At 69.5% G+C, this 24,707-nt stretch carries 24 protein-coding genes; 16 read left to right on the top strand and 8 right to left on the bottom strand.

Going from position 1 to position 24,707, the window contains the following annotated elements; genetic code table 11:
- Window positions 1–27 precede the first annotated feature (27 nt).
- A complete protein-coding gene (locus AC1M14_RS00090; RefSeq protein WP_479730723.1) occupies window positions 28–2,094 on the top strand; it encodes a hydantoinase/oxoprolinase family protein in 2,067 nt (688 codons plus the stop codon).
- Complete coding sequence (locus tag AC1M14_RS00095) at window positions 2,078–3,799, top strand: hydantoinase B/oxoprolinase family protein (RefSeq protein WP_111826270.1); 1,722 nt, start codon at window positions 2,078–2,080, stop codon at window positions 3,797–3,799. Before AC1M14_RS00090 ends, AC1M14_RS00095 begins: the two co-directional genes overlap by 17 nt.
- On the opposite strand, the gene AC1M14_RS00100 is transcribed toward AC1M14_RS00095, so the two are convergent.
- Complete coding sequence (locus tag AC1M14_RS00100) at window positions 3,786–4,589, bottom strand: GntR family transcriptional regulator (RefSeq protein WP_111826269.1); 804 nt, start codon at window positions 4,587–4,589, stop codon at window positions 3,786–3,788. The two genes, AC1M14_RS00095 and AC1M14_RS00100, sit on opposite strands and share 14 nt — an antisense overlap.
- A 172-nt stretch (window positions 4,590–4,761) precedes the next feature.
- On the opposite strand from AC1M14_RS00100, the gene AC1M14_RS00105 reads away from it, so the two are divergent.
- From AC1M14_RS00105 to AC1M14_RS00145, 9 genes are read left to right on the top strand one after another with little or no spacing between them, the layout of a single operon-like run.
- Window positions 4,762–5,790, top strand: a complete 1,029-nt coding sequence (locus AC1M14_RS00105; protein WP_479730724.1) for an ABC transporter substrate-binding protein — start codon at window positions 4,762–4,764, stop codon at window positions 5,788–5,790.
- A 25-nt stretch (window positions 5,791–5,815) separates the two neighbouring features.
- On the top strand, window positions 5,816–6,877 hold the full coding sequence (locus AC1M14_RS00110; RefSeq protein WP_479730725.1) for an ABC transporter ATP-binding protein: 1,062 nt from the start codon (window positions 5,816–5,818) through the stop codon (window positions 6,875–6,877).
- A complete protein-coding gene (locus AC1M14_RS00115) occupies window positions 6,874–7,740 on the top strand; it encodes an ABC transporter permease (RefSeq protein WP_102772899.1) in 867 nt (288 codons plus the stop codon). The genes AC1M14_RS00110 and AC1M14_RS00115 overlap by 4 nt, the downstream gene beginning before the upstream one ends.
- Before the next feature lies 1 nt (window position 7,741).
- A complete protein-coding gene (locus AC1M14_RS00120) occupies window positions 7,742–8,542 on the top strand; it encodes an ABC transporter permease (protein ID WP_102772900.1) in 801 nt (266 codons plus the stop codon).
- Window positions 8,542–9,699 carry an NAD(P)/FAD-dependent oxidoreductase gene (locus AC1M14_RS00125; protein ID WP_479730726.1) on the top strand — a complete coding sequence of 386 codons (1,158 nt, stop codon included), beginning with the start codon at window positions 8,542–8,544 and terminating at the stop codon, window positions 9,697–9,699. The genes AC1M14_RS00120 and AC1M14_RS00125 overlap by 1 nt, the downstream gene beginning before the upstream one ends.
- Window positions 9,683–9,991 carry a (2Fe-2S)-binding protein gene (locus tag AC1M14_RS00130; RefSeq protein WP_102772901.1) on the top strand — a complete coding sequence of 103 codons (309 nt, stop codon included), beginning with the start codon at window positions 9,683–9,685 and terminating at the stop codon, window positions 9,989–9,991. The genes AC1M14_RS00125 and AC1M14_RS00130 overlap by 17 nt, the downstream gene beginning before the upstream one ends.
- Entirely contained in the window at window positions 9,988–11,430 is a 1,443-nt protein-coding gene (locus AC1M14_RS00135; RefSeq protein ID WP_479730727.1) for an FAD/NAD(P)-dependent oxidoreductase, read from the top strand. Before AC1M14_RS00130 ends, AC1M14_RS00135 begins: the two co-directional genes overlap by 4 nt.
- A 31-nt stretch (window positions 11,431–11,461) precedes the next feature.
- Entirely contained in the window at window positions 11,462–12,625 is a 1,164-nt protein-coding gene (locus AC1M14_RS00140) for an NAD(P)/FAD-dependent oxidoreductase (protein WP_111826266.1), read from the top strand.
- Window positions 12,622–13,008 (top strand): RidA family protein, encoded by a 387-nt coding sequence (locus AC1M14_RS00145; protein WP_102772904.1) that lies wholly within the window; start codon window positions 12,622–12,624, stop codon window positions 13,006–13,008. Before AC1M14_RS00140 ends, AC1M14_RS00145 begins: the two co-directional genes overlap by 4 nt.
- On the opposite strand, the gene AC1M14_RS00150 is transcribed toward AC1M14_RS00145, so the two are convergent.
- The 5 genes from AC1M14_RS00150 to AC1M14_RS00170 all read right to left on the bottom strand — a co-directional run bounded on the left by AC1M14_RS00150 (window position 12,983) and on the right by AC1M14_RS00170 (window position 18,962).
- Complete coding sequence (locus AC1M14_RS00150) at window positions 12,983–14,263, bottom strand: amidohydrolase family protein (RefSeq protein WP_102772905.1); 1,281 nt, start codon at window positions 14,261–14,263, stop codon at window positions 12,983–12,985. The genes AC1M14_RS00145 and AC1M14_RS00150 overlap by 26 nt on opposite strands.
- Window positions 14,264–14,337: 74 nt before the next feature.
- On the bottom strand, window positions 14,338–15,288 hold the full coding sequence (locus AC1M14_RS00155; protein WP_209166016.1) for an ABC transporter permease: 951 nt from the start codon (window positions 15,286–15,288) through the stop codon (window positions 14,338–14,340).
- 10 nt (window positions 15,289–15,298) lie between these two features.
- Window positions 15,299–16,372 (bottom strand): ABC transporter permease, encoded by a 1,074-nt coding sequence (locus tag AC1M14_RS00160; protein ID WP_102772907.1) that lies wholly within the window; start codon window positions 16,370–16,372, stop codon window positions 15,299–15,301.
- A 35-nt stretch (window positions 16,373–16,407) separates the two neighbouring features.
- Window positions 16,408–17,937, bottom strand: a complete 1,530-nt coding sequence (locus AC1M14_RS00165; protein WP_111826263.1) for an ABC transporter ATP-binding protein — start codon at window positions 17,935–17,937, stop codon at window positions 16,408–16,410.
- Window positions 17,934–18,962: a BMP family protein gene (locus AC1M14_RS00170; protein ID WP_102772909.1), complete on the bottom strand. Its 1,029-nt coding sequence runs from the start codon at window positions 18,960–18,962 to the stop codon at window positions 17,934–17,936. Before AC1M14_RS00170 ends, AC1M14_RS00165 begins: the two co-directional genes overlap by 4 nt.
- Window positions 18,963–19,359: 397 nt before the next feature.
- Here AC1M14_RS00170 and AC1M14_RS00175 point away from each other — a divergent pair, with 397 nt between their 5' ends.
- From AC1M14_RS00175 to AC1M14_RS00195, 5 genes are all read left to right on the top strand, one after another.
- Window positions 19,360–20,289, top strand: a complete 930-nt coding sequence (locus tag AC1M14_RS00175) for a DedA family protein/thiosulfate sulfurtransferase GlpE (RefSeq protein WP_102772910.1) — start codon at window positions 19,360–19,362, stop codon at window positions 20,287–20,289.
- Between the two features lie 49 nt (window positions 20,290–20,338).
- The gene (gene panE, locus AC1M14_RS00180; protein WP_479730728.1) at window positions 20,339–21,265 is read left to right on the top strand and encodes a 2-dehydropantoate 2-reductase; all 927 of its coding nucleotides are present in this window, start codon (window positions 20,339–20,341) and stop codon (window positions 21,263–21,265) included.
- 227 nt (window positions 21,266–21,492) lie between these two features.
- The gene (locus AC1M14_RS00185; protein ID WP_479730729.1) at window positions 21,493–22,104 is read left to right on the top strand and encodes an NAD(P)-dependent oxidoreductase; all 612 of its coding nucleotides are present in this window, start codon (window positions 21,493–21,495) and stop codon (window positions 22,102–22,104) included.
- A gap of 110 nt (window positions 22,105–22,214) precedes the next feature.
- Entirely contained in the window at window positions 22,215–22,664 is a 450-nt protein-coding gene (locus tag AC1M14_RS00190) for a nuclear transport factor 2 family protein (protein ID WP_247747802.1), read from the top strand.
- A gap of 1 nt (window position 22,665) precedes the next feature.
- Window positions 22,666–23,175, top strand: a complete 510-nt coding sequence (locus AC1M14_RS00195) for a nucleoside 2-deoxyribosyltransferase (RefSeq protein ID WP_479730730.1) — start codon at window positions 22,666–22,668, stop codon at window positions 23,173–23,175.
- On the opposite strand, the gene AC1M14_RS00200 is transcribed toward AC1M14_RS00195, so the two are convergent.
- The gene (locus AC1M14_RS00200; protein ID WP_102772915.1) at window positions 23,172–23,834 is read right to left on the bottom strand and encodes a TetR/AcrR family transcriptional regulator; all 663 of its coding nucleotides are present in this window, start codon (window positions 23,832–23,834) and stop codon (window positions 23,172–23,174) included. The genes AC1M14_RS00195 and AC1M14_RS00200 overlap by 4 nt on opposite strands.
- A gap of 135 nt (window positions 23,835–23,969) precedes the next feature.
- Entirely contained in the window at window positions 23,970–24,689 is a 720-nt protein-coding gene (gene ribB, locus AC1M14_RS00205; protein WP_479730731.1) for a 3,4-dihydroxy-2-butanone-4-phosphate synthase, read from the bottom strand.
- Window positions 24,690–24,707 lie beyond the last annotated feature (18 nt).

Genomic DNA, 24,707 nt, shown 5'->3' on the forward strand with positions numbered 1-24,707 from the left:
CCCGCAAGACTCAATCTGGAAGAGAACATGTATCGCATAGGGATAGACGTCGGAGGCACGTTCACCGACTTCACGATGATCGACGAGGACGCCGGCACGGTGCACTTCCACAAGGTGCCTTCCACGCCGCACGATCCCTCCGAGGCCATCGCCGCCGGCATCGGCCAGATGCTGGAGCAGCGCGGCGTCTCGCCGGCGCAGGTGTCGCACGTGGGCCACGGCACGACCGTGGCCACCAACCTCATCATCGAACGCAAGGGCGCGCGAGTCGGGCTGATCACCACGCAGGGCTTTCGCGACGTGCTGGAGATCGGCCGCCAGACGCGCCCGCACCTGTACGACTACAGCGTGGGCAAGCCGCCGGTGGCGGTGCCGCGCGAATTCCGCATCGAAGTCGCCGAGCGCGTCAATGCGGCGGGCGAGGTGCTGACGCCGCTGGACGAAGCCGCGGTGCGCGCGACCGCCGAGCGCTACGCGCAGGCCGGCATCGAGGCGGTGACCATCTGCTTCCTGCATGCCTACCGCAATCCCGCGCACGAGCGCCGCGCCGCGCAGATCGTGGCCGAGGTCATGCCGCAGGCCTACATCAGCCTGTCTTCCGACGTGCTGCCCGAATTCCGCGAGTACGAGCGCCTGTCGACCACCGTGCTGAACGCCGCGGTGGGGCCGAAGATGGCGCGCTACCTGGAACGCTTCCTGCAGCGGGTGCGCGAGCTGGACATCCGCCACGAACCGCACACCATCCACTCCAACGGCGGCCTGATGTCCATCGCCACGGTGCGCCAGTATCCGGTGCGCACCTGCCTGTCTGGCCCGGCCGCGGGCGTGGTGGGCGCGGCGGCGGTGGGCCGCGCCATCGGCAGCCCGGACCTGGTGACTTTCGACGTGGGCGGCACCAGCACCGACGTGTCGCTGGTATGCGATGGCCGTCCGCTGTTCACTTCGCACCGCCAGGTGGCCGGCTATCCGGTCAAGACGCCCATGGTCGACATCCACGTGATCGGCGCCGGCGGCGGCAGCATCGCCTGGCTGGACGACGCGGGCGCGCTGAAGGTCGGCCCGCACAGCGCCGGCGCGGTGCCGGGGCCGGTGGGCTACGGCCGCGGCGGCCAGGAGCCGACCATCACCGACGCCGAGATCGCGCTGCAGCGCCTGAATCCGGTGGCGCTGCTGAACGGCCGCATGCCGGTGCACGCGCAGGCCGCCCGCCAGGTGATCGAGCAGCGCGTGGCCGAGCCGCTGGGGCTGGGCATGGAGGCGGCGGCCGAAGGCATTCTGCGCATCGCGGCGGCCAACATGAGCCGGGCCATCCGCGCGGTGTCGACCGAGCGCGGCTACGACCTGTCGCGTTTCGCCCTGTACGCCTACGGCGGCGCGGGTCCCTTGCATGCGGCCGAGGTGGCCGAGGAATGCGGCATTCCGACGGTGATCGTGCCGCAGGAGCCCGGCACCATGTGCGCGCGCGGCATTCTGCTCAGCGACATCTCCTTCGACTTCGTGCGCAGCGAAATCTCGCTGGCCAGCCCCGACAACTGGAGCGCGATCTCGGCCATCTTCGAGGAGCTGCGCGCGCAGGCCCAGGACTGGCTGGCCGAAGAGCGCGTGGACCCGGGCTTGCGCGCCTGCCACAGCGCCATCGACGCGCGCTACGAGGGCCAGAACTTCGAGGTGCAGGTCGGCCTGGACGATACCGGTCCCGGCGGCTATGCCGAGTTCGCGCGCCGCTTCGCCGAGGCGCACGAGCGCGAATACGGCTACACGGTGGACGACCGCAAGGTGCAGATCATCAATTGCCGCATGCAGGCCGTGGGCCAGGTGGTCAAGGCGCCGCTGGCGCCGCGCCACGTGGGCGGCGCGCTCGACGACGCCCTGCTGGGCCGGCGCCAGGCCTATTTCGGCGCCGGCCACGGCTGGGTGGACACGCCGGTCTACGACCGCGACCGCGTGCCCACCGGCGCACGCTTCACCGGCCCCGCGCTGCTCGAGGAAATGAGCTCCACCACCGTGGTCGGCGTGGGCCACCAGGCCAGCGTGGACGAATACGGCAACCTGATCATCCGCCTGCAAGGAGGCACGCATGAGCAAGACCGATAAGGCCGGCGCCGCCGCGCTGGCGGACCCCATCGGCATGGAGGTGTTCTGCAACCGCCTGCTGTCCATCACCGAGGACATGAACAACACGCTGGTGCGCGCCTCGTTCTCGACCAACATCAAGGAGCGCAAGGACTGCTCCGTGGCGCTGTTCGACGCGCGCGGCCGGCTGGTGGCGCAGGGCACGCAGATTCCGCTGCACCTGGGTTCGCTGGACGGCGCGATGGGCGCGATCCTGCGCAGCTATCCGCTGGACCGGATCCGCGAAGGCGACGTCTTCATCTGCAACGACCCCTATCTGGCCGACGGCAGCCACCTGCCGGACATCAACGTCGTCACTCCGGTGTTCTGGGACGGCGCGCTGCGCTTCTTCGCGGCCAATATCGCGCACCATTCCGACGTGGGCGGCGCGGTGCCGGGATCGATCGCGGGCGGCCTGAAATCCATCTTCGAGGAAGGCATACGCATTCCCGCCTGCCGCATCGCCAGGCATGGCGAAACCGACGAGGACATGCTGCGCCTGATCTGCGCCAACACCCGCGACCCGGAGGAACGGGTGCTGGACCTGCGGGTGCAGATGGCCACCAACCGGCGCGGCGCGGCCGCCGTGCAGGGCCTGATCCGGCAGATGGGGCTGGACGCGGTGCTGCGTTCGGTGGACGACGTGATCGCCTATACGCGGCGCAGGCTGCTCAACCGCATCGCCGAACTGCGCCAGGGCAGCTACACCTTCCGCAGCGACCTGGACGACGATGGCATGGGCGGCGATCCCGTGCCCATCCAGGTGACGCTGACCGTCGGCCCGGACAACCTGCATTTCGATTTCGAGGGCTCCGGCGGACAGGCGCGCGGCGCGATGAACCTGCCGTTCAACGCCCTGCGCGCCTGCGTGTACTACGCCGTCAAGGCGCTGCTGGACCCCGAGCTGGCGCCCAACGCCGGCCTGTTCGATCCGATCACGCTGTCCGCCCCGGTGGGCACCATCACCAACCCCGAGCATCCGGCCGCCGTGGGCGCGCGCTCCATCACGGCGCAGAAGGTGGCGGGCGCGATCTTCGGCGCGTTCCGCGGCCTGCTGCCGCCGGACAAGATCATGGCGTCCAGCAACGACTGCTGCCCGGCGATCGTGTTCTCGGGCCGCTGGCGCGAGCGCGCCGGGCATTTCGTGTACCTGGAAACGCTGGGCGGCGGCGCCGGCGCGCGCCTGGACGCCGACGGCATGGACGCGGTGCACGTGCACATGACCAATACCTCCAATCTGCCGGTGGAAGCGCTGGAAAACGAGTATCCGCTGCTGATGGACGAGTACGCGCTGATCCCGGACTCGGGCGGCGCGGGCCGCACCCGCGGCGGCCTGGCCATCGCCAAGCAGATCCGCGCGGCCGGCCCGGGCATCGTGTTCTCCGCGCGCTCGGACAGCCACACCGTGGGCGTGGCGGCCGGCGTGGATGGCGGCGGCGACGGACGCCGTGCGCGCCTGATCCGCAATTTCGGCACGCCGCAGGAAGAAGTGCTGTTTTCCAAGACCGCCAACATCGCGCTGGCGCCGGGCGAAAGCGTGCGCATCGAAACCCCCGGCGGCGGCGGCTACGGCCCGCCTTCGGAGCGGCCGCTGGCGCGCATCGAGCGGGACCTGGCCGACGGCAAGGTCAGCGCGCAGGCCGCGCGCGCCGCCTACGGCGAGCGCGCGGCGTTCACGCCACGTTGAGCGTCATGGAGTATTTCATCCTGTCGTGGGGGAAGGTGGTGATGGTGGCCAGCAGCAGCACGCCGCCCTCGCCATAGTAGCGGCGCGTGATGACGAAGCCCGCCGTTTTCGGTTCGACCCGCAGCTGCCGCGCCATCGGCGCGCCGATGGGGGTGGCCGAGAACTCCTGGTTGACTTCGGTGATGCGCTCGCCGAAGTGGTCTTCGATCAGGCGCAGCAGCGAGATGCGCGACTTGACCTCGACCTGGACGTCCGAATGGGCCGGGTCGGCATAGATCAGCGTGCAGGCCGCGGGCGTGTCCTGGTCGTCCAGGGTCTTGATGGAGTTGATATGCAGCCAGGACAAGCCGGCTTCGCAGCCCAGCGTTTCGGCCAGCCGCTTGCCGAGCTTGACGGTACGCACGTCGCGCACCAGCAGCGCGGCGTTGCGCGCGTACTGCAGCAGGTCGGGAAACTGCGAAATGCGTTGCGTGAAGCGGGTGCTGGCGCGCGCGGTCTCGACCCGCGTGCCCACGCCGGGGCGGCGCGACACCATGCCGGCCACGGTCAGCATGCGCACGGCTTCGCGCACGGTATGGCGGCTGGCGTCGAACATTTCGCACAGCTCATGTTCGGTGGGCAGCAGCGTCATGACGGGGTAGCGGCCGGTGCGGATGTCGTGCGAGAGCGTGCGGAAAATGCTCTTGTAGCGGGGGCCGTCGGACTCGCCGCCCGGCGCCGGAGATTCCGGTTTGCCGTGTGCTTGCCGCGCCCCGCCGGGGCCGGCCGCGCGCTCGGAGGATCGGGTCATGGGAAGGCTCCTGCAATCGTTATATGGGGTTTATACGGACAATAACCCATTGACAATGGCGTCTTGCGAGATCCATCATTTGTCCGGATGTTCATGTCCGGACAAATTGTACGCCGCTCCGGCCGGCATTCGGCGGTTCTTGCAGTTTTCTTCCAAATATTCGGGGGTTTTCATGAGCAAGGTACTTGCAGTGCTCGCGGCGGCGGCGATGGCCGCCGGATTCGGCGCCAACGCGCAGGCGCAGAAACTGGTGGTGGCCGGATACGGCGGCTCGTTCGAAGACATCATGCGCAAGGAGATCTTCCCGCCTTTCGCCAAGCAGCACGGCGTCGAGCTGAACTACGTGGCCGGCAACTCCACCAACACGGTGGCGCGCCTGCAGGCGCAGAAGAGCAACCAGCAGGTCGACGTGGCCATCATCGACGACGGCCCCATGTACCAGGCCATCGCGCTGGGCTTCTGCGCGCCCATCAAGGGCCTGCCCGCCGACGACCTATACGGCACGGCCCGCTACAAGGACGACAAGGCGGTGGCCATCGGCATCGTGGCCACCGGCATCATGTACAACAAGAAGGCCTTCGAGGAAAAGAAATGGGCGCCGCCCGAGTCCTGGAAGGACCTGAAGGACCCCAAGTACAAAAAGCAGCTGGTGATCCCGCCGCTGAACAACACCTACGGCCTGCACGCGCTGGTGGAGTACGCGCGCGAAGGCGGCGGCGGCGAGAAGAAAATCGATCCGGGCTTCGCCACCTTCAAGAACGAGGTCGGCCCCAACGTGCTGGTCTATGAGCCCTCGCCCGGCAAGATGACGGAACTGTTTTCCAGCGGCCAGGCGGTGATCTCGGTCTGGGGCAGCGGCCGCGTCAAGGCGTTCGCCGATACCGGCTTCCCGGTGGGCTTCGTGTATCCCAAGGAAGGCGCCTACGCGCTGCTGTCGTCGGTCTGCCCGGTGGCCAAGCCCGACGCCAATCCGCTGGCCCAGACCTTCGTGCAATACCTGGTCTCGCCCGAGGTGCAGGAGAAGCTGGCCTCGGCCTACGGCTACGGCCCGGTCAACAAGAAGGCCAAGGTCACCGACGATCCCCGCGTGCCGCTGCCCATCGGCAAGCGCGCCGACGACCTGATCGTGATCGACTGGGACACCGTCAACCAGAACCGCGACGACTGGAACAAGCGCTGGACGCGGGAAATCGAGCGCTGAGACCGCGCAGCCCACGGGAGCATCCATGACTTATCTCGTTTTGAACGGCCTGAGCAAGCGCTATGGCGACACGGTGGCGGTGCAGGACCTGAGCCTGTCCGTGAACCGCGGCGAGTTCATATCGCTGCTAGGGCCGTCCGGCTGCGGCAAGACCACCACGCTGCAGATGATCGCGGGCTTCGTCGAGCCCACCGGCGGCAGCATCGTGCTCGACGGCAAGGACGTCAGCAAGGTGCCGGCCAACAAGCGCGGGCTGGGCATGGTGTTCCAGAACTACGCCCTGTTTCCGCACATGACGGCGGCCGAGAACGTGTCTTTCGGGCTGGAGATGCAGCGGGTCCGCAAGGACGAGCGCGAGGCGCGCGTGGCCGAAGCGCTCAAGCTGGTGGGCCTGTCGCACCTGGCCGACCGCCATCCGGCGCGTATGTCGGGCGGGCAGCAGCAGCGCGTGGCGCTGGCGCGCGCGTTGGTCATCCGGCCCAGCGTGCTGCTGCTCGACGAGCCGCTGTCCAACCTGGACGCCAAGCTGCGCGAGGAAATGCAGCTTGAACTGCGCAGCATCCAGCGCACGGTGGGTACCACCACCATCCTGGTGACGCACGACCAGTCCGAGGCGCTGGCGCTGTCGGACCGGGTCGTGGTGATGAACCAGGGGCGCGTGGAACAGGTGGCCGAGCCGTTCCAGGCGTACGAAGGCCCGGCCAGCCAGTTCGTGGGCGGCTTCCTGGGCAAGGCGAACGTGTTCACGCCGCAGGCCGAAGACTATGGCGGCGAGACGCGCGCGCGCATCGGCGAGGCGCACCTGAGCATGGAAGGCGCGCCGGTGCCGCGCGGCGCCGTGATCGTGCGCCCCGAGAAAATCCTGTTTTCCGAGCCTGCCGCCTGTGCGCTGCCCGGGCGCATGAAGGCCCGCGTATTCCAAGGCAACCACTGGCTGTGCCAGGTCGAGACCTCGGTGGGCGACGTGCTGGTGATACGCCAGAACGACGGCGTGCCGGTGCCCGCCGAAGGCGAGGCCGTGCACCTGCGCTGGCGCGCGCAGGACATGTGCGCGGTGGACGCGGCGCCGCAAGGCCGGCCGTCATGAGCGCGCGCGCCAATCCCTGGCTGCTGAGCACGCCGGCGCTTGCGCTGTACGCCACCTTTCTGGTGGTGCCGATGGCGCTGGTGATCCTGATCAGCTTCTTCGACTTCCAGTTCTACGGCGGCATGCAGGCCGCGTTCACCTGGAAGAACTACGCCGAGATATTTTCCGACGGCTATTACTACGAGATCTACGCCCGCACCTTCGGCGTGGCCGCCGCGGTCACGCTGGCCTGTCTGGTGCTGGGCACGGCCGAGGCCTACGTGCTGTCGCGCATGGCCAATCCGTGGAAGGGCCTGTTCCTGATGGTGGTGCTGGGGCCGCTGCTGATATCGGTGGTGGTGCGCACGCTGGGCTGGGCGCTGCTGTTCGGCTCCACCGGCCTGATCAACCAGGCGCTGATGGGCATAGGGCTGATCTCCACGCCGATAGACCTGATGTACAGCAACCTGGGCGTGGCGATCGCGCTCACCCACGTGCTGGTGCCCTTCATGGTGATCTCGGTGTGGGCCTCGCTGCAGCGGATCAATCCGTCGACCGAAGCCGCGGCGCTGTCGCTGGGCGCGACGCAGTTCACCGTGATCTGGCGCGTGGTGATTCCGCAGGTCATGCCGGGCATTTTGTCGGGCGCGATCATGGTGTTCGCGATGGCGGCCAGCTCCTTCGCCACGCCGGCCATCATCGGCGGACGGCGCCTGAAGAACGTGGCCACGGCCGCCTACGACGAGTTCCTGAACACCTTGAACTGGCCGCTGGGCGCGGCGCTGGCGGTGGTGCTGCTGCTGGCCACCGTGGTGGTGCTGCTGTCGGCCAACCGCATCATCGAGCGCAAGTACGGCGCGGTCTTCAACCAGGCGGGAGGCTGAGATGCCATTCAAGAACGGTCCCATTGGCCTGCTGTTCCATACGCTCTTCATTCTTTTCATCCTGGCGCCCATCGTCATGGTGTGCGCGGTGGCGTTCACGTCCGAAGGCTTCATCTCCCTGCCTTCGGGCGGGCTGTCGCTGCGCTGGTTCCGCGCCATCCTGGACAACCCGCGCTTCGTCGACGCCTTCTGGTTCAGCCTGGGCCTGGGCGCGCTGTCGGCCAGCCTGGCCATCGTGCTGGCCGTGCCCAGCGCGCTGGCGCTGGCGCGCAACCGCTTTCGCGGACGCGAAGCGCTGGTGGCGTTTTTCCTGTCGCCGCTGATGATTCCGCACGTGGTGCTGGGCCTGGCCTTCCTGAAGTTCTTCACCACGGTGGACCTGGCGGGCACGTATTTCGGCCTGGTGGTGGCGCACGTGATTCTGATCATGCCTTATGCGCTGCGCCTGGTGCTGGCCTCGGCCACCGGCATAGACCCGGCGCTGGAGCGCGCGGCGCAATCGCTGGGCGCGTCCAACTGGACGGCGTTCCGGCGGGTGGTGCTGCCGCTGCTGCTGCCGGGCGTGGTCAGCGGCTGGGTGATCGCCTTCATCACCAGCTTCGACGAACTGACGATGTCCATCTTCATCGCCTCGCCGTCGACCACCACGCTGCCCGTGCGCATCTTCCTGCACATCGAAGACACGATCGACCCGCTGGTGACCGCGGTGTCGGCCGTGCTGATCTACGTGACCATCATCGCCATATTCATCCTGGACCGCGCGGTGGGCCTGGAGAAGCTGTTTGTAGGAAAGGGACGCTAATGACGGAAGAAACGGAACTGGCGCCGCGTGCGCCCGCGCATCGCGGGATCTACGACGCGGCGGTGATAGGCGGAGGACTGGTCGGTTCGGCCATCGCCTACGGCCTGCGGCGCGAACTGGAACACGTGGCCGTGCTGGACGAGGGCGACGTGGCCTACCGGGCCTCGCGCGGCAACTTCGGGCTGGTCTGGGTGCAGAGCAAGGGCATGGGCCTGCCGCGCTACGGCGTGTGGACCATGACCTCGGCCACGGGCTGGCCGCGGCTGGCGGCGCAGCTGCTGGAGGAAACCGGCGTGGACGTGCACCTGGAGCAGCGCGGCGGCCTGCATGCGCTGTTGAGCGAAGAGGAGCTGGAGGCCCGCGTCAAGTTCATGCAGACCCTGCTGGCGCAGCCCGGCATGGCGAACTACGACTGGAAGCTGCTGGACCGCGCCGAGCTCGCGGACCTGGTGCCGGGCATCGGCCCGGAAGTGCGCGGCGCGACCTGGACGCCGGTCGACGGCATCGCCAACCCGCTCAAGCTGCTGCGCGCGCTGCACATGAGTTTTGCACAGCGGGTTGTGGATTACCTGCCGCGCCGTCCGGCGCAGCGCATCCGCCAGCGCGACGGCGTGTTCGAGATCGACACGCCGGCCGGCGCCGTGCGCGCGCGCAAGCTGGTGCTGGCCTCGGGCCTGTCCAACAAGGCGCTGGGCGCGCAACTGGGCCTGGACGTGCCGGTCCGCCCGCAGCGCGGCCAGATCGTGGTGCTGGAGCGCACGCGCCGCATGCTGGAGACGCCGCTGTCCACTCTGCGCCAGACCGACGAAGGCACCTGGCTGATCGGCGATTCGCAGGAAGAGGCGGGTTACGCCGACAACCAGGTGGGCCTGCCCATCCTGGGCACGCTGGCCGACCGCGCCGTGCGCACCCTGCCGGCGCTGCGCGACGTGCGCGTGGTGCGCAGCTGGGCGGCGCTGCGCGTGATGTCCAAGGACGGTTTCCCGATCTATCAGCAATCCGAAACGTGCCCGGGGGCGTTCGTCGCCACCTGCCACAGCGGCGTGACGCTGGCGGCCGCGCACGCGCTCAATCTGGCGCCCATGATCGCCGCCGGCTCGCTGGCCGACGACATGGCGCCGTTCTCGACCCGGAGGTTCCATGTTCAAGAGGCTTGACGAGGCGCAGCGCCAGGCGCAGGACGCGCCGGTGCGCGTAACGGTCAACGGCGCCGAGCTGCGCTGCCGCCAGGGCGACAGCGTCGCCGCGGCGTTGTTCGCCGGCGGCGTGCAGGCCTGTCGCGACACGGCCGTCAACGAAGTGCCGCGCGGTCCCTATTGCATGATGGGCGTGTGCTACGACTGCCTGGTCACCATCGACGGCCAGGCCAACCAGCAGGGCTGCATGACGGCCGTGCGCGAAGGCATGAAAATCGAGCGCCAGCTGGGCGCGCGCAAGGTGCAGGCATGATCGATACGACGCAATGCGATTTGCTGGTGGTGGGCGCGGGGCCGGCCGGACTGGCGGCGGCCACGCTGGCCGCGAAGCTGGGCGTGGACACGGTGCTGCTGGACGAACAGCCGGCGCCGGGCGGGCAGATCTACCGCGCCATCACCACCACTCCGGTGACCGACCGCGGCATCCTGGGCGAGGACTACTGGCATGGCGCCTCGCTGGTGGCGCCGTTCCAGCAGTCGGGCGCGCGCTACGTGCCGGGCGCCACCGTGTGGGCCGTGGCCGAGCACACCGCGCCGCAGCCCGAGAAAGGTTTCGAGGTGGCGTATTCGGTGGCGGGCGAGGCGCGCATCGTGCACGCGCGCCGGCTGCTGCTGGCCACCGGCGCGCAGGAGCGCCCTTTCCCCATTCCGGGCTGGACGCTGCCGGGCGTGATCACCGCCGGCGCGGCGCAGATCCTGCTGAAGTCCGCGGGCGTGGTGCCGGCCGACCGCACGGTGCTGGCCGGCTGCGGCCCGCTGCTGTACCTGGTGGCCTGGCAGTACCTGAACGCGGGCGTGAAGATCGACGCGCTGCTGGAGACCACGCCGCCGGGACGCATGGGCCAGGCGCTGCCGAAAGTCTGGGGCTTTCTGCGTTCGCCCTACCTGGGCAAGGGCCTGAAGCTGCTGCGCGCGGTCAAGGCGGCGGTGCCCATCGTCCGCGGCGTGACGGCGCTGGAGGCGCTGGGCGAGGGCAAGCTGCAAAGCGTGCGCTATACGGCCGGCGGCGTCACCAAGACCTTGCCCGCCGAGCAGCTGATGCTGCACCAGGGCGTGGTGCCCAACGTGAACCTGTCGCGCGCCGTGGGCGCGGAGCATCGCTGGAACGAGGCGCTGGACTGCTGGGAGCCCAAGGTCGACGAATGGGGCCTGACCTCGGTGGACGGCATCGGCATGGCCGGCGACGGCGCGGGTATCGCGGGCGCGCTGGCGGCCGAACACCGCGGCCGGCTGGCGGCCTTGCAGGCCGCCCACCTGCTGGGCCGCATCGACGCCGCCCGGCGCGACGGCGAAGCCGCGGCGCCACGCGCGGCCCTGGCCCGCGCGGTCCGCGGCCGCGAGTTCTTCGACGCGCTGTACAAGGCGCCCGAGGCCTTCCGGCGGCCCACCGGCGACACCATCGTGTGTCGCTGCGAGGAAGTCACCGCCGCCCAGGTGCGCGAGACCGTCAAGCTGGGATGTTCCGGACCGAACCAGATGAAGGCCTTTCTGCGCTGCGGCATGGGGCCGTGCCAGGGCCGCTTCTGCGGCCTGACGGTGTCCGAGATCATCGCCGAGGAGCGCGGCGTGCCGACGCCGGAAGTGGGCTATTACCGGCTGCGCTTCCCGACCAAGCCGCTGACGCTGGGAGAACTGGCGTCGCTGCCGCAGACGGACGAATCCCGGCAGGCCGTCGTCCGTTTAAAAAAGTAAACCGCTGCGCGCACTTGAATAGGAAACGGACATGACCGGCGCCACGCCGTCTGCGGAAGTCATCATCATCGGCGGCGGGCTGCACGGCAGCTCGGCGGCGCTGCATCTGGCGCGCGCGGGCGTGCGGGCCCTGGTGATCGAAAAGAACTATGCGGGCCGGCATGCCTCGGGCGTGAACGCCGGCGGCGTGCGCACCTTGTCGCGCCATCTGGCCGAGGTGCCGCTGGCGCTGGCCTCGCGCGAGCTCTGGTATCGCATCGGCGAACTGGTGGACGACGATTGCGGCTTCGAGCAGCACGGCCAGGTGCGCGTGGCCGAGAACGCCGAGGATGCCGCGTTGCTGCGCGCCCGGCTGCAGACCATGACCGGGCACGGCTACACCCACGAACAGTGGATAAGTCCCGAAGCCCTGCGCGAGCTGATTCCGGCGCTGGCGCCCACGGTGCAGGGCGGGCTGATCGCGCGCGAGGACGCCGCCGCCGATCCGTACCGCACCACGCTGGCCTTCCGTATGAAGGCGGCCAGCCTGGGGGCGCGCTACCTGGAGGGCGTGTGCGTGCGCCGGGTGACGCGCGAGGCCGGCCAGTGGCGCGTGGACACGGATGCCGGCGTCTACACCGCGCCGCAGGTGCTGAACTGCGCCGGCGCCTGGGCCGACCGCATCGCCGAGCAATGGGGAGAACCGGTGCCGCTGACCGCGATCAGCCCCATGATGCTGGTGACGCTGCGCATGGACCATTTCCTGGACCCCGTGGTGCTGGGCACGGGCCGCGCCTTGTCGTTCAAGCAGCGCGCCAATGGCACGGTGCTGATCGGCGGCGGGCGGCGCGCCTGGGTGGACCGCGACGCGGAATGGACCGAACTGGATTTCCGCTCGCTGGCCGAGGGCGCGCGCACGGTCTGCGACCTGTTCCCGCACATGCGCGACGCGGTCGTGAACCGCGGCTGGGCCGGCATCGAGGCCGCCATGCCCGACGAGATCCCCGTGATCGGCCGCAGCAGCCGCCACGAGACCGCTTTCCACGCCTTCGGCTTTTCGGCCCACGGCTTCGAGCTGGGGCCCATCGTGGGCCGTATCATGGCCGACCTGATCACCACCGGCGCGACCGACATGCCGATCGCGCCGTTCAGTATCGAACGCTTTACCAACCCCGCATCGGGGGACCATTCATCCGCAAAGGAGCAAGCAGAATGACCGATATCGTGCGCAAGGATTCCAACCAGCGCCTGAGCCGCATCGTGATCCACGGCGAGACGGTGTACCTGGCTGGCGTGACCTCGTCGGCGGCCGGCGGCATCGCCGAGCAGACGCGCGACGTGCTGGCCAAGATAGACGGCTATCTGGCGCAGGCCGGCACGGACAAGTCGCGCCTGCTGTCCGTGCAGATCTGGCTGAAGGACATCGACCGCGATTTCGCCGGCATGAACGCGGTGTGGGCCGAATGGGCGCCGTCGCAGGCGATGCCGGCCCGCGCCACCTGCGAGGCCAAGCTGGCCGCGCCGGAGCTGCTGGTGGAGATCATTGTGACGGCGGCGCGGCGTCCGGGCTTCGTCAGCGGTCCGGTGTCTGAAAGCTGACCTGGGCGGGGCGGCCGGGCAGGTTGAGCGTGGCGGTGGCCGGCGGCGTGGTCGCGATGACCTCGCCGGCGCGCATCACCATCAGGCGGGTGGCGCGCAGGCGCAGCGCTTCGACGGGATCGCGCGCCTGCAGCAGCACCAGGTCGGCGCGCTTGCCGACCGCCAGCCCGGTGTCGTCCAGCCCCAGGATGGCGGCGGGCGTGCTCGTCACGGCCTGGAAACAGGCGCGCATCGCATCCTGGCCCGTCATCTGGGCCACGTGCAGGCCCATGTGGGCGACCTCCAGCATGTCGCCCGAACCCAGGCTGTACCAGGGGTCCATCACGCAGTCGTGGCCGAAGGCCACCGGCACGCCGGCGGCCAGTAGTTCCGGCACGCGGGTCATGCCGCGGCGCTTCGGATAGGTGTCGTGGCGGCCCTGCAGCGTGATGTTGATCAGCGGATTGGCGATCGCCGCCACGCCGGCTTCGCGCATCAGCGGGATCAGCTTGGAGACGTAATAGTTGTCCATGGAATGCATGGACGTCAGATGCGAACCCGTGACGCGGCCTTGCAGGCCGAGGCGCTGCGTGTGATAGGCCAGGGTTTCGATGTGGCGCGACAGGGGGTCGTCGCTTTCGTCGCAATGCATGTCCACGCGCAGGCCGCGTTCGGCGGCCAGTTCGCACAGAATGCGCACCGATTCGGCGCCGTCCTGCATGGTGCGTTCGAAATGGGGAATGCCGCCCACCACGTCCACGCCCATGTCCAGCGCCCGCTTCAGGTTGTCGAGCGCGCCGGGGGCGCGCAGCACGCCGTCCTGCGGGAACGCCACCAGCTGCAGGTCCAGGTAGGGCTTGACCCGTTCGCGCACGTGCAGCAGCGCCTCGACGGCCAGCAGGCGCGGGTCGCACACGTCCACGTGCGAACGGATGGCCAGCAGGCCGCGGGCCACGGCCCAATCGCAGTACGCCAGCGCGCGCTCCACCAGCGCTTCCTGCGTCAGCAGCGGCTTGAGCTCGCCCCATAGCGCGATGCCTTCGAGCAGCGTGCCCGACTGGTTCACGCGCGGCAGGCCGAAGGACAGCGTGGAGTCCATATGGAAGTGGGCGTCCACGAAGGGCGAAGTCACCAGCTGCCCCGCGGCGTCCACCGTGCGGGCCGCTGCGGCCTTCAGCGCCGGTTCCAGCGCCGCGATGCGGCCATCGGCGATGCCGATGTCGATGTCCCGGCGGCCGTCGGGCAGCGTGCAGTTCTTGATGATCAGGTCGAGCATGAGGTTCCTTGCTGAAGATTTCAGTCGGTCGCCGTGGCGCTGCCCCCGGGGGAAGCGCGTAGCGCTCGGGGGGCTTACCTTTCGCCTTTTCGATAGGGCTTCATCAGCGCTTGCGGGTAGGCGGCGCGGCGCGCCATCACCACCAAGGCGAGTATGGAAAGAATATAGGGCAGCATCAGGTAGACCTGATACGGCAGTTCCGGCAGCCCGGGCAAAGCCGCGCCGCCCTGCTGCATGCGCAGCTGCAGCGCGTCGAAGAAGGCGAAGATCAGCGCGCCCAGCAGCGCCTTGCCGGGACGCCACGAGGCGAACACCACCAGCGCCACGCAGACCCAGCCGCGGCCGTTGACCATGTTGAAGAAGAAGGCGTTGAAGGCGGCCAGCGTCAGGAAGCTGCCGGCCACGCCCATCAGCGCGGAGCCGGCCACGATGGCGCCCATGCGCAGGCGCGTCACCGACAGGCCCTGGCCTTCGGCGGCGGCCGGGTTCTCGCCCACCATGCGGATCGCCAGGCCGACCGGGCTGCGGTTCAGCACCCAGGCCAGCAGCGGCACGGCGGCCAGCGCGATCAGCGTCATGGGCGTCTGCCCTGCCAGCACCGGCCCGATCAGCGGGATGCCGTCGAGGAACTTCATTTCCGCGAACGGGGTGATGGTGGGCGGCGTGTTCACGCTGGGAAAGGTGACGCGGTAGGCGAAGTAGCTGAGGCTGGTGGCCAGCAGCGTCACGCCCAGGCCCGAGACGTGCTGCGACAGCCCCAGCGGCACGGTCAGCACCGCGTGCAGCAGGCCGAACGCGGCGCCGGCCAGCCCCGCGGCCAGCACCCCCACGTAGAGCGGCGCGCCCAGGTACACGGCCAGCCAGCCGGTGAAGGCCCCGGCCACCATGATGCCTTCGATGCCCAGGTTCAGCACGCCGGCGCGTTCGCACAGCAGCACGCCCAGCGTGCCCAGTATCAGCGGCGTGGCCAGGCGCAGCACGGCGACCCAGAAGGCCGCGGAACTCATCAGATCCATCCATTCCATGATGCGTTTCTCAGGCGGGGTTGCGGCGCAGGCGGTACTGCGCGAACAGGGTCGCGACCAGCATGGCCAGCAGCGACGTGGCGACGATGACGTCGGCGATGTAGTTGGGCACGGCGATGGCGCGGCTCATGCTGTCGGCGCCCACCAGCATGCCGGCCACGAACAGGCTGGCCAGGATCACGCCCAGCGGGTGCAGCCCCGCCAGCATGGCGACCACCACGCCGGTGTAGCCGTAGCCCGGCGACATGTCCAGCGTGACGTAGCCGGTGCGGCCCGCCACCTCGATGGCGCCGGCCAGGCCGGCCAGCGCGCCGGACAGCATGGCGGTGCCGAGCATGACGCGGTTGACCGGCAGGCCCAGAAAGCGCGAGGCGTGGGCGTTGGCGCCCACCGCGCGCATCTGGAAGCCGAACACGGTGTAGCGGTTCAGGAGCCACAGCCCGAGCGCCAGCCCGGCGGCCCACAGCAGGCCGGTGTGGGCGCGCGTGCGCTCGATCAGCTTGCCCAGCTCCAGATCGCCGTTGAGCGCCACGGATTGCGGCCAGCCCATGGCCATGGGGTCTTTCATGGGGCCGTCCAGCATCATGGACACGAACAGCAGCACGATGAAATTGCCCAGCAGGGTCGTGACCACTTCGTCCACGCCCAGCCGGGTCTTGAGCAGCGCCGGTATCAGCAGCAGTAAGGCGCCGGCCAGCGCGGCGGCCAGCATCATGCCGCCGAACAGCACGGGCGCCGGCAGGTCGAAGCCGGTGCCGTCATGCAGCCCGCCGACGGCGACCGCGGCCAGCGCGCCCAGGTACAGCTGGCCTTCGGCGCCGATGTTGTAGAAGCGGGCGCGAAAGGCCACGGCGCAGGCCAGGCCGGTCAGCATCAGCGGCGTGGCGCGCGTGAGCGTTTCCGACAGCGCGAAGCGCGAGCCGAAGGCGCCGTCGAACAGCAGCGCGTAGGTGCGGCCCACGGGCGCGCCGGCCCAGGCCACCAGCACCGTACAGACGGCCAGCGTAAAGAGGATGGCCGCGACGGGGGCCAGCGCCAGCGCCAGGCGGCTGGGCTCGGGGCGGCGTTCCAGGATCAGTTTCATGCGAAAGATGCTCAGTAGTAAGGACGCCGGCGCCGTCAGGCGCGGGTGCCCGTCATGGCCAGGCCCACCGTGGCGGGCGTCCATTCGGCCACCGGCTTGACGGCGACCAGCTTGCCGCCGCACAGCACCGCGATGCGGTCGGCCAGCGCGAAGATCTCTTCCAGGTCCTCGGACACCAGCAGCACGCCCGCGCCGCGCTTGCGGGCCGCCAGCAGCTGCTCGCGCACATAGGCCACGGCGCCGATGTCCAGGCCCCAGGTGGGCTGGTCGGCGACGATGAAGCGCGGCTCGCGCGCCAGGGTGCGGCCCAGGATCAGCTTCTGCATATTGCCGCCGGACAGGCTGCGCGTGCGCACGTCCAGCGAGGCCGCGCGCACGTCGAACTGCCGGGCCAGCGAGGCGGCATAGGCCTTGCCCGCGCGCGCGCGGATCAGGCCGTAGCGCGCGAAGCGCCTGTCCTTCAGGTCTTCGACGATGGCGTTTTCCCACAAGGGGCTGTCGCCTATCATGCCCTCGCCGTGGCGGTCTTCCGGGATGCGGCCGACGCGCGCGGCGGTCCAGCCGGCCGGCGTGGTGGGCGCGGCGGCATGTTCGGGGCCCAGGCGTATCGCGCCATCGGAAGGCTGGCGCAGCCCGGTCAGCACCGACACCAGCGCCTGCTGGCCGTTGCCGGCCACGCCGGCGATGGCCACGATCTCGTGCCGGTGCACCACCAGGTCCAGGCTGTCCAGGCGCAGCGCGCCATCGCGGCCGTCGCGCACGCTGACCTGCGACAGCGTGACGACGGGGGCGGCCTGCTCGGCGGGCGCCACGGCCTCGGCGTGCGGCATGACGACCTTGCGGCCCACCATCAGCTCGGCCAGCTCGGCGGGGCTGGTGCCGGCGGTATCGCGTTCGGCCACCAGCCTGCCCTGGCGCAGCACGGCCACGCGGCGCGACACCGCCATGACCTCTTCCAGCTTGTGCGAAATGAAGATCACCGCCAGGCCTTCGTCGACGAAGCCGCGCAGGGTGGCGAACAGGTCCTGCACCTCCTGTGGCGTGAGCACGGCCGTGGGTTCGTCCAGGATCAGCACGCGCGCGCCGCGGTACAGCGCCTTGAGGATCTCGACCCGCTGCTTCTCGCCCACCGACAGCGCGCCGACGCGCGCATCGGGGTCCACGCCCAGGCCGAAGCGCCGGCCCAGCTCCAGCAGGCGCTTGCGCGCCTTGCCGCGGCCGGAGGCCAGCTTCCACAGCGACTCGGTGCCGACCATGATGTTGTCCAGCACGGTCAGGTTGTCGGCCAGCGTGAAGTGCTGGTGCACCATGCCCACGCCGGCCGCGAGCGCGGCGTCGGGGCGGCCGGCCGGCAGCGGCTGGCCGAAGACTTCGATGCTGCCGGCGTCGGCCACGTAATGGCCGAACAGAATGGACACCAGCGTCGACTTGCCGGCGCCGTTCTCGCCCAGCAGGGCCAGCACTTCGCCCTGGGCCAGCGTGAGCGATACGTCGTCGTTGGCCGTCAGGCTGCCGAAGCGTTTGGTGATCCCCGTCAGGCGCAGGGCGAGAGGCGCAGGTTTCATCGTGCCGAGGACTTGGGTTCTTTGTCGTTGACCTTGACGCTGAAGCTGCCGTCCAGGATGGCCTGCTGCCTGGCCTGCACGCGCGCGATCAGCTCGGCCGGGATCTTGCTTTCGAAGGTGCCCAGCGGCGCCAGCGACGAACCCTTGTGCTTCATCAGCGAATACTGGCCGTAGTCCTCGGCCTTGAAGGCGCCGGCCTTGACCTGCTTGAGCGCGGCGTCGATGGTGGGCTCCATGCTCCACAGGGCCGAGGCCACCACGGTTTCGGGGTACTGCGGCTGCGTGTCGATCACGTTGCCGATGGCCAGCTTGCCGCGTTCCTTGGCGGCGTCGGACACGCCGAAGCGCTCGGCATACAGCACGTCCGTGCCCTTGTCGATCATGGCGAAGGCGGCTTCCTTGGCCTTCGGAGGATCGAACCAGGAGCCGATGAAGGTCACGGTGAACTCGGCCTGCGGATTCACTTCCTTGGCGCCCTCGATGAAGGCCTGCATCAGGCGGTTGACCTCGGGGATGGGATAGCCGCCCACCAGGCCGATCTTGCCGGTCTTGCTCATGCCGGCGGCGATCATGCCGGTCAGGTAGGCGGGTTCCTGGATGTAGTTGTCGAAGACCGAGAAGTTGGGCTGCTGCGGCTTGCCCGAGGAGCCCATCAGGAAGGCGGTCTGCGGATAGTCCTTGGCCACCTTGCGGGCGGCGGCCTCGACCGCGAAGGCCTCGCCCACCACCAGCTGGTTGCCCTGCTCGGCGTACTGGCGCATCACGCGCTCGTAGTCGGCGTTGGTGACGTTTTCCGAGAAGGTGTAGTCGATCTCGCCGCGGTCGCGGGCGGCCGTCAGCGCCTTGTGGATGCGCGAAACCCATTGCTGCTCGACCGGCACCGTGTAGATGGCGGCGACCTTGGTCTTGGCGGGCGCCTGGGCTTGGGCGGCGCCGCCCAGCAGCAGCGCGCCGGCGGCGGCGGCGGCCAGCTTGAGCAGGCCGCGGCGGGCGACGCCGCCGGACAGGGAAAACAGGGCTTTCATGCAGGAAACTCCTAGGCGGGGAGAAGGCCAGACGCGATCGCGCGCGAAACGGCGGCCGCCGGCGGGCATGCCGGTGCGAGCGGTCGGAATCGAGGGCGTGGGATCGGTCATGGGGTGGGAGCGCGGGCCGGCGCGTCATTGCGCGGCCAGTCCGGGCGAAGCAAGTTGTATGCCATGCGGCGTCCCCGCGGCAAGTCGGGGAAACCTGATGGCCGGGCAGGATTATAGGCACCCTGGCGGGGATAGGCGGCACCGGCGTGGTGCGCGTTGTCCCACGGGGTGGACGGCATCTGTCTGGGACAGGCCGTTGCGCCGCCGGGGGGCAGTCGCGGACCGGCCCGCGCGCCTAAAATCGGGGCAATGAGCCGCGCGCAGCGCGGCGAGCAGGAACCACCCCATGCAAGATATCCAACTATTGCTCGAACAGTACGGCGGCTGGCTGGTGTTCGCCAACGTGCTGGTCGAGCAGGCCGGCCTGCCGGTGCCCGCCTATCCCATGCTGATCGCCGCCGGCGCCCTGGGCGGGGCGGGCGGCTGGGCCGTGCCCTGGCTGGCCGCCACCTTCGCCTGCCTGCTGGCCGACAGCCTCTGGTATCTGGCCGGCCGGCGCTACGGCTCGCGCCTGCTGGGCGTGATCTGCAAGATGTCGCTGTCGCAGGACTCCTGCATCCGCCAGACCCAGCGCCTGTACCTGCGCATCGGCGTGCGCGCGCTGCTGGTGTGCAAGTTCCTGCCGGGCGCGGGGGCGCTGTCGACGGTCATGGCCGGCCTGACGGGCACGGACTACCGGCGCTTCCTGGCCTACGACCTGGCGGGCTCGCTGATCTGGGTCGGCTCGGCCCTGCTGCTGGGCGGCCTGTTCCACGGCATCGTCAACGACGTGCTGGAGATCCTCGGCACCTATGGCGCGATGGGCCTGGGCGTGCTGGCGGCGGTGCTGGCGCTGTACATCCTGGCGCGCTTTCTGCGGCGCAAGATCCTGCTGCGCAGCCTGCGCGTGATTCCGCGCCTTTCGGTGGACGAACTGGTGCAGCGGCTGGAGGCCGGCCGCAGCACGATGCTGATCGACGTGCGCTCCGAGTCGCTGCCCGAAGACCAGCGCATCCCGGGCGCGATCGCCGTGGACCTGAAGGCGCCGCTGCCGCAGCTTTCCGCCGAGGCGCTGGATTCCGACATCGTGGTCTATTGCGCCTGCCCCAACGAAGTCTCGGCCGCGCTGCTGGCCTCGCGGCTGCGCGCGGCCGGCTATCCCAAGACCTGGGCTTTGCGCGGCGGCTACGAGGCCTGGGCCGAGCGCCACCGTCCCGCGCCGCCGCAAGGCGCATAATTCCGCCATCGGCCCGCCGCGCAGGCGGGCTCACTGACAGGAGACGGATATGCGCTTGTTGTTCTTGGGCGCCGGCGGCACCGGCGGGTATTTCGGAGGGCGCGCGGCCCAGGCGGGCGCGGACGTGACGTTCCTGGTGCGCGAGCCGCGCGCGGCCAGGCTGCGCGAACAAGGCCTGCGCATCCAGAGCCCGCTGGGCGACGCCACGCTGCATCCCAAGCTGGCGACCCGCGACACCCTCGAAGGCGCCTATGACGTGGTGGTGCTGAGCTGCAAGGCCTATGACCTGGCCAGCGCCATCGAGGCCATCCGCCCGGCGGTCGGGCCGGACACGGCGGTGCTGCCCATCATGAACGGCGTGCTGCAGTACGAGGTGCTGGACCAGGCGTTCGAACCGCACCGCGTGCTCGGCGGGCTGTGCCAGATCAACGCCACGCTGGGCCCGGAAGGCGAGGTGGTGCACCTGGGCAAGCATGCCGCCATCGTCTTCGGCGAACGCGCCGGTCCGGCCCGCAGCGCGCGCTGCGAGGCGCTGGAGCAGGCGTTGGCCGGCGGCGAATACACCAGCCGCCTGAGCACCGCGATCTACCAGGACATCTGGGAAAAATACGTGTTCCTGACCACGCTGGCGGCCGCCACCTGCATGATGCGCGGCTCGGTCGGGCAGATCGCTTCCACCGACGACGGCGTCGACATCCTGACCACGCTGCTGCAGGAGTCGCAGGCCGTGGCCGCCGCTTCCGGCCACGCCGTGCGGCCCGAGGCCGACGCCTCGGCGCGCAAGATCCTGACCGACCCGGCCCAGGCCATGACGGCCTCGATGTTCCGCGACCTGCGCCAGGGCCTGCCGGTCGAGGCCGACCACATCGTGGGCGACATGGTGCGCCGCGCCCGCACGCTGGGCGTGGACGCGACCTACCTGCGCGCCGCCTACACCCACCTGCAGGTCTACCAGGCGCAGCGCGCCGCCAGCTGACCGGCCGCGCCGCCGGCGGCCCCTGTTCAAGCGCGGCCGCGCGGCGCACACTGGCAGGCGTGGCGCCGGCGCGATCTGCGCGCAATTGGTGCATATTCTGCAAAAAACTCTTTTCCCTTTCGGGGTTTTTCGACGGAATCCGAACGAATAGTATGGCTTTGCCTGAGCCGGACGCGCAGCGCCGCATGGGGCGGCGCCGACCGGCTCCCCTACCAAGGAGCAAGACCATGAAAGTCGCATTGATCGGAATTACCGGCCGCGTGGGTTCGCGCGTGGCCGATGAATTGCTCAAGCGCGGCCATCAGGTCACGGGCATCGCCCGCAACCTGTCCGACGTGAACCCCCAGCCCGGCCTGACCATCAAGCAGGGCGACGCCACCGATCCGGAGGCGCTGACCTCCATCCTGGCCGGCCACGACGCCGTGATCAGCGCCTCGCGCTTCGTGTCCTCGGACGCCAAGCCGCTGCTGCACGCGGTGAAGGACGCCGGCGTGCCGCGACTGCTGGTGGTGGGCGGCGCGGGCAGCCTGCAGGTCGCGCCCGGCAAGATGCTGATCGACACGCCCGAATTCCCGGACGCCTACCGGCCCGAAGCGCGCGCCGGCGTGGTGTTCCTGGACGTGCTGCGCCAGGAAAAAGTGCTGAACTGGACCTTCCTGTCGCCGTCGGCCCTGTTCGAGCCGGGCGAGCGCACCGGCAAGTTCCGGCTGGGCGACGACGCGCTGCTGGCCGACGAAGAGGGCAAGAGCTGGATCTCGATGGAAGACTACGCCATCGCGCTGGTCGACGAGCTGGAGACGCCCAAGCATTCGCGCCGCCGCTACACCGTCGGTTACTGAGCCGGCGGCCTTCGCGGCCGATGGGGGCAAGGCGCCGGTATTCGCAGTTTTGTTTGTAAACTGGCGAACCGCGCCTGCCGGCGTCACGACCTGGGTTGCCCCGTATGCGTATGAAGTTGAAATCGTTGGTCTTTTGCGTGCTGGCCGCCGCCGTCCTGGCGGGGGCGCCGGCGGGCGCGGCCGGCCCGCAGTCCAACAAGGACATCGTGGTGGGATTTTTCCGCATGATGTTCCAGGACCGCAATTTCGACGAGGCCGTGCGCCAGTACATCGGCCCCGGCTACCGCCAGCACAACCCGTACATGCGCGACGGCGTCGAGCCCGTGGTGGATTTCTTCCCGGCCTATTTCGAGCAGCACCCGCAATCCGTGGTCGAGATCAAGCGCGTCATCGCCGAGGGCGACCTGGTGATGATCCACAACTGGTGGCGCGATTCTCCCGAAGACCGCGGCCAGGCCGTGGTGGATATTTTCCGCGTGGAAAACGGCAAGATCGTCGAGCACTGGGACGTGAGCCAGGAGATCCCCGAGAATCCGGCCAACAAGAACGGCATGTTCTGAAATGACGCCGCGCAGCATCTATCTCGCCGGTTTCGACGTCTTCCTGCCCGACGCCCGCGCGCATGGCGAGCGTCTGAAGGCGCTGTGCGCGGCCCACGGCTTCGAGGGGCTGTTCCCGTTGGACAACCAGGCGCCCGCGGACCTTTCCGGCCAGGCGCTGGCGCAATGGATCTACCGTGAAAACGTGGCGCTGATCCGCCGCGCCGACATGGTGATGGCGAACCTGAATCCGTTTCGCGGCGCCGAGCCCGATTCCGGCACGGCCTTCGAGGTCGGCTACGCCATCGCCCTCGGCAAGCCGGTATGGGGCTATACCGGGCAGGCCGGATCGCTGATCGAGCAGGTGGCCGTCGGCGCGGCGGCCGACGACGGCGCCTCGCGCATGGTCGACGCGCAGGGCTATACGGTCGAGGACTTCGGCCTGAGCCTGAACCTGATGCTGGCCTGCAGCGCCCGCATCGTCCACGGCGACGCCGCCGACTGCCTGGCGCGCATGGCCGCGGCCGCCTAGCGGCGCGCGGTTTTCCTGGCAGCCGCCGTCTTGCGCGGCGCGCGCGCCGGCGTGCCCAGGTAGCCCATCACCGCATCGACCACCGCCTGTTCCAGCTGCTGCGGCGAGAAGCCGGCCGGCGGTTCCAGCGCGGCCGCGTGCACCAGCGATTCCATGATGCGCAGCACCACGTAGGTGGCCAGGTCGCGGTCCTGCTGCGCGATTTCGCTGCGATGGAATTCCAGCAGATGGCGCATGCGGCGATGGATGTCCTGGTCGGCGCGGCTGTGTTCGTGCGGCTGGTCGAACAGCGGGAATTCCCTTTCCAGCACGCGGTGCAGCGCCGGTTCGAGCAGGTGCGCGTGCAGCATCGCCTGCACGATGGCCGCGACGCGCTCGCGCAGCGTGGCGGCGGGATTGCTGTCCAGGACCTGGTCGATCACGTCCAGCATCTGGTTGTCGTGGCGGTCGTGCAGCGCCGCGATCAGCGCGTTCTTGTTGGGAAAGTACTGGTACAGCGAGCCGACGCTGACGCCGGCGGTCTGGGCGATCAGGTTGGTGTTGGTGCCGGCATAGCCATGCGTGGCCAGAACGCGAGCCGTCGCTTGCAGAATCGTGTCCACGGTGTGCTGCGACCGGAGCTGGCGCGGCGATTTCCGGGGCTGGGGGATGGCGGTCATGGGTGCGGAGAAAGGCGAGTATCAAACATGAGCAATCGCTCATGGAATTTCCGGCGGGCGACTCGATGGCGCCGCCCGCATGGGCGGATTATGCCATCGCCGGTCCGCCCGCCGTGTACCCGCCTCCCCCGGAGATCAGACCGTGGCGGCCATCTCCAGCACTTCGTCGTCGATGGCTTGCGCCTGGCCGTCGCGCTGCTGCCGCAGGTGGTCGGCCAGTTCGGCGATGGTCAGCGCGACCAGGCCGTGCTGGGCGGCATAGCGCTCCAGCGCCGCGCCGCGCATCATGGTGCCGTCGGCGTTCATCAGCTCGCACAGCACGCCGGCCGGGCGCAGGCCCGCCAGCACCGCCAGGTCCACCGAGCCTTCGGTGTGGCCGCGGCGGGTCAGCACGCCGCCCGGCTGGGCGCGCAGCGGAAACACGTGGCCCGGGCTGACGATGTCCTCGCTTTGCGCCGCCGGCGAGATGGCCGCGCGGATGGTGGTGACGCGGTCCACGGCCGACACGCCGGTGGAGACGCCTTCGCGCGCCTCGATCGACACGGTGAAGGCGGTGGCGTAGCGGCTCTGGTTGCGCTGGACCATGGGCGGCAGGCCCAGTCGGTCCAGGGTTTCGCCGGGCAGGCACAGGCACACGATGCCGCTGCCGTCGCGGATCAGCTGGGCCATGACCGGCACGGTGAGCTTGTCGGCGGCGACGATCAGGTCGGCCTCGTTCTCGCGGTCGAAGTCGTCCATGAGAATGACCGGACGGCCCAGGCGCAGATGATGCAGGGCGCGCTGCAGGCGGGCGGCGAAAGGCTGCGAAGCCAGGCTGGGGAGGGGGGACTGCTGGGCAGGAATGACGTTGGACATTGGAAACGCTCTCGCAAG

The sequence above is a fragment of the Achromobacter sp. SX5 genome (genome assembly GCF_056711425.1).

Bases quoted from the DNA above. Each gene is read 5' to 3' on its own strand.
- AC1M14_RS00155 (WP_209166016.1), bottom strand. From the start codon at position 15,288: ATGGAATGGATGGATCTGATGAGTTCCGCGGCCTTCTGGGTCGCCGTG.
- AC1M14_RS00100 (WP_111826269.1), bottom strand. From the start codon at position 4,589: ATGACCCGATCCTCCGAGCGCGCGGCCGGCCCCGGCGGGGCGCGGCAA.
- panE (WP_479730728.1), top strand. From the start codon at position 20,339: ATGCGCTTGTTGTTCTTGGGCGCCGGCGGCACCGGCGGGTATTTCGGA.
- AC1M14_RS00130 (WP_102772901.1), top strand. From the start codon at position 9,683: ATGTTCAAGAGGCTTGACGAGGCGCAGCGCCAGGCGCAGGACGCGCCG.
- AC1M14_RS00135 (WP_479730727.1), top strand. From the start codon at position 9,988: ATGATCGATACGACGCAATGCGATTTGCTGGTGGTGGGCGCGGGGCCG.
- AC1M14_RS00115 (WP_102772899.1), top strand. From the start codon at position 6,874: ATGAGCGCGCGCGCCAATCCCTGGCTGCTGAGCACGCCGGCGCTTGCG.
- AC1M14_RS00090 (WP_479730723.1), top strand. From the start codon at position 28: ATGTATCGCATAGGGATAGACGTCGGAGGCACGTTCACCGACTTCACG.
- AC1M14_RS00175 (WP_102772910.1), top strand. From the start codon at position 19,360: ATGCAAGATATCCAACTATTGCTCGAACAGTACGGCGGCTGGCTGGTG.
- AC1M14_RS00150 (WP_102772905.1), bottom strand. From the start codon at position 14,263: ATGCTCGACCTGATCATCAAGAACTGCACGCTGCCCGACGGCCGCCGG.
- AC1M14_RS00195 (WP_479730730.1), top strand. From the start codon at position 22,666: ATGACGCCGCGCAGCATCTATCTCGCCGGTTTCGACGTCTTCCTGCCC.
- AC1M14_RS00160 (WP_102772907.1), bottom strand. From the start codon at position 16,372: ATGAAACTGATCCTGGAACGCCGCCCCGAGCCCAGCCGCCTGGCGCTG.
- AC1M14_RS00140 (WP_111826266.1), top strand. From the start codon at position 11,462: ATGACCGGCGCCACGCCGTCTGCGGAAGTCATCATCATCGGCGGCGGG.
- AC1M14_RS00165 (WP_111826263.1), bottom strand. From the start codon at position 17,937: ATGAAACCTGCGCCTCTCGCCCTGCGCCTGACGGGGATCACCAAACGC.
- AC1M14_RS00120 (WP_102772900.1), top strand. From the start codon at position 7,742: ATGCCATTCAAGAACGGTCCCATTGGCCTGCTGTTCCATACGCTCTTC.
- AC1M14_RS00190 (WP_247747802.1), top strand. From the start codon at position 22,215: ATGAAGTTGAAATCGTTGGTCTTTTGCGTGCTGGCCGCCGCCGTCCTG.
- ribB (WP_479730731.1), bottom strand. From the start codon at position 24,689: ATGTCCAACGTCATTCCTGCCCAGCAGTCCCCCCTCCCCAGCCTGGCT.
- AC1M14_RS00145 (WP_102772904.1), top strand. From the start codon at position 12,622: ATGACCGATATCGTGCGCAAGGATTCCAACCAGCGCCTGAGCCGCATC.
- AC1M14_RS00170 (WP_102772909.1), bottom strand. From the start codon at position 18,962: ATGAAAGCCCTGTTTTCCCTGTCCGGCGGCGTCGCCCGCCGCGGCCTG.
- AC1M14_RS00200 (WP_102772915.1), bottom strand. From the start codon at position 23,834: ATGACCGCCATCCCCCAGCCCCGGAAATCGCCGCGCCAGCTCCGGTCG.
- AC1M14_RS00110 (WP_479730725.1), top strand. From the start codon at position 5,816: ATGACTTATCTCGTTTTGAACGGCCTGAGCAAGCGCTATGGCGACACG.
- AC1M14_RS00125 (WP_479730726.1), top strand. From the start codon at position 8,542: ATGACGGAAGAAACGGAACTGGCGCCGCGTGCGCCCGCGCATCGCGGG.
- AC1M14_RS00095 (WP_111826270.1), top strand. From the start codon at position 2,078: ATGAGCAAGACCGATAAGGCCGGCGCCGCCGCGCTGGCGGACCCCATC.
- AC1M14_RS00105 (WP_479730724.1), top strand. From the start codon at position 4,762: ATGAGCAAGGTACTTGCAGTGCTCGCGGCGGCGGCGATGGCCGCCGGA.
- AC1M14_RS00185 (WP_479730729.1), top strand. From the start codon at position 21,493: ATGAAAGTCGCATTGATCGGAATTACCGGCCGCGTGGGTTCGCGCGTG.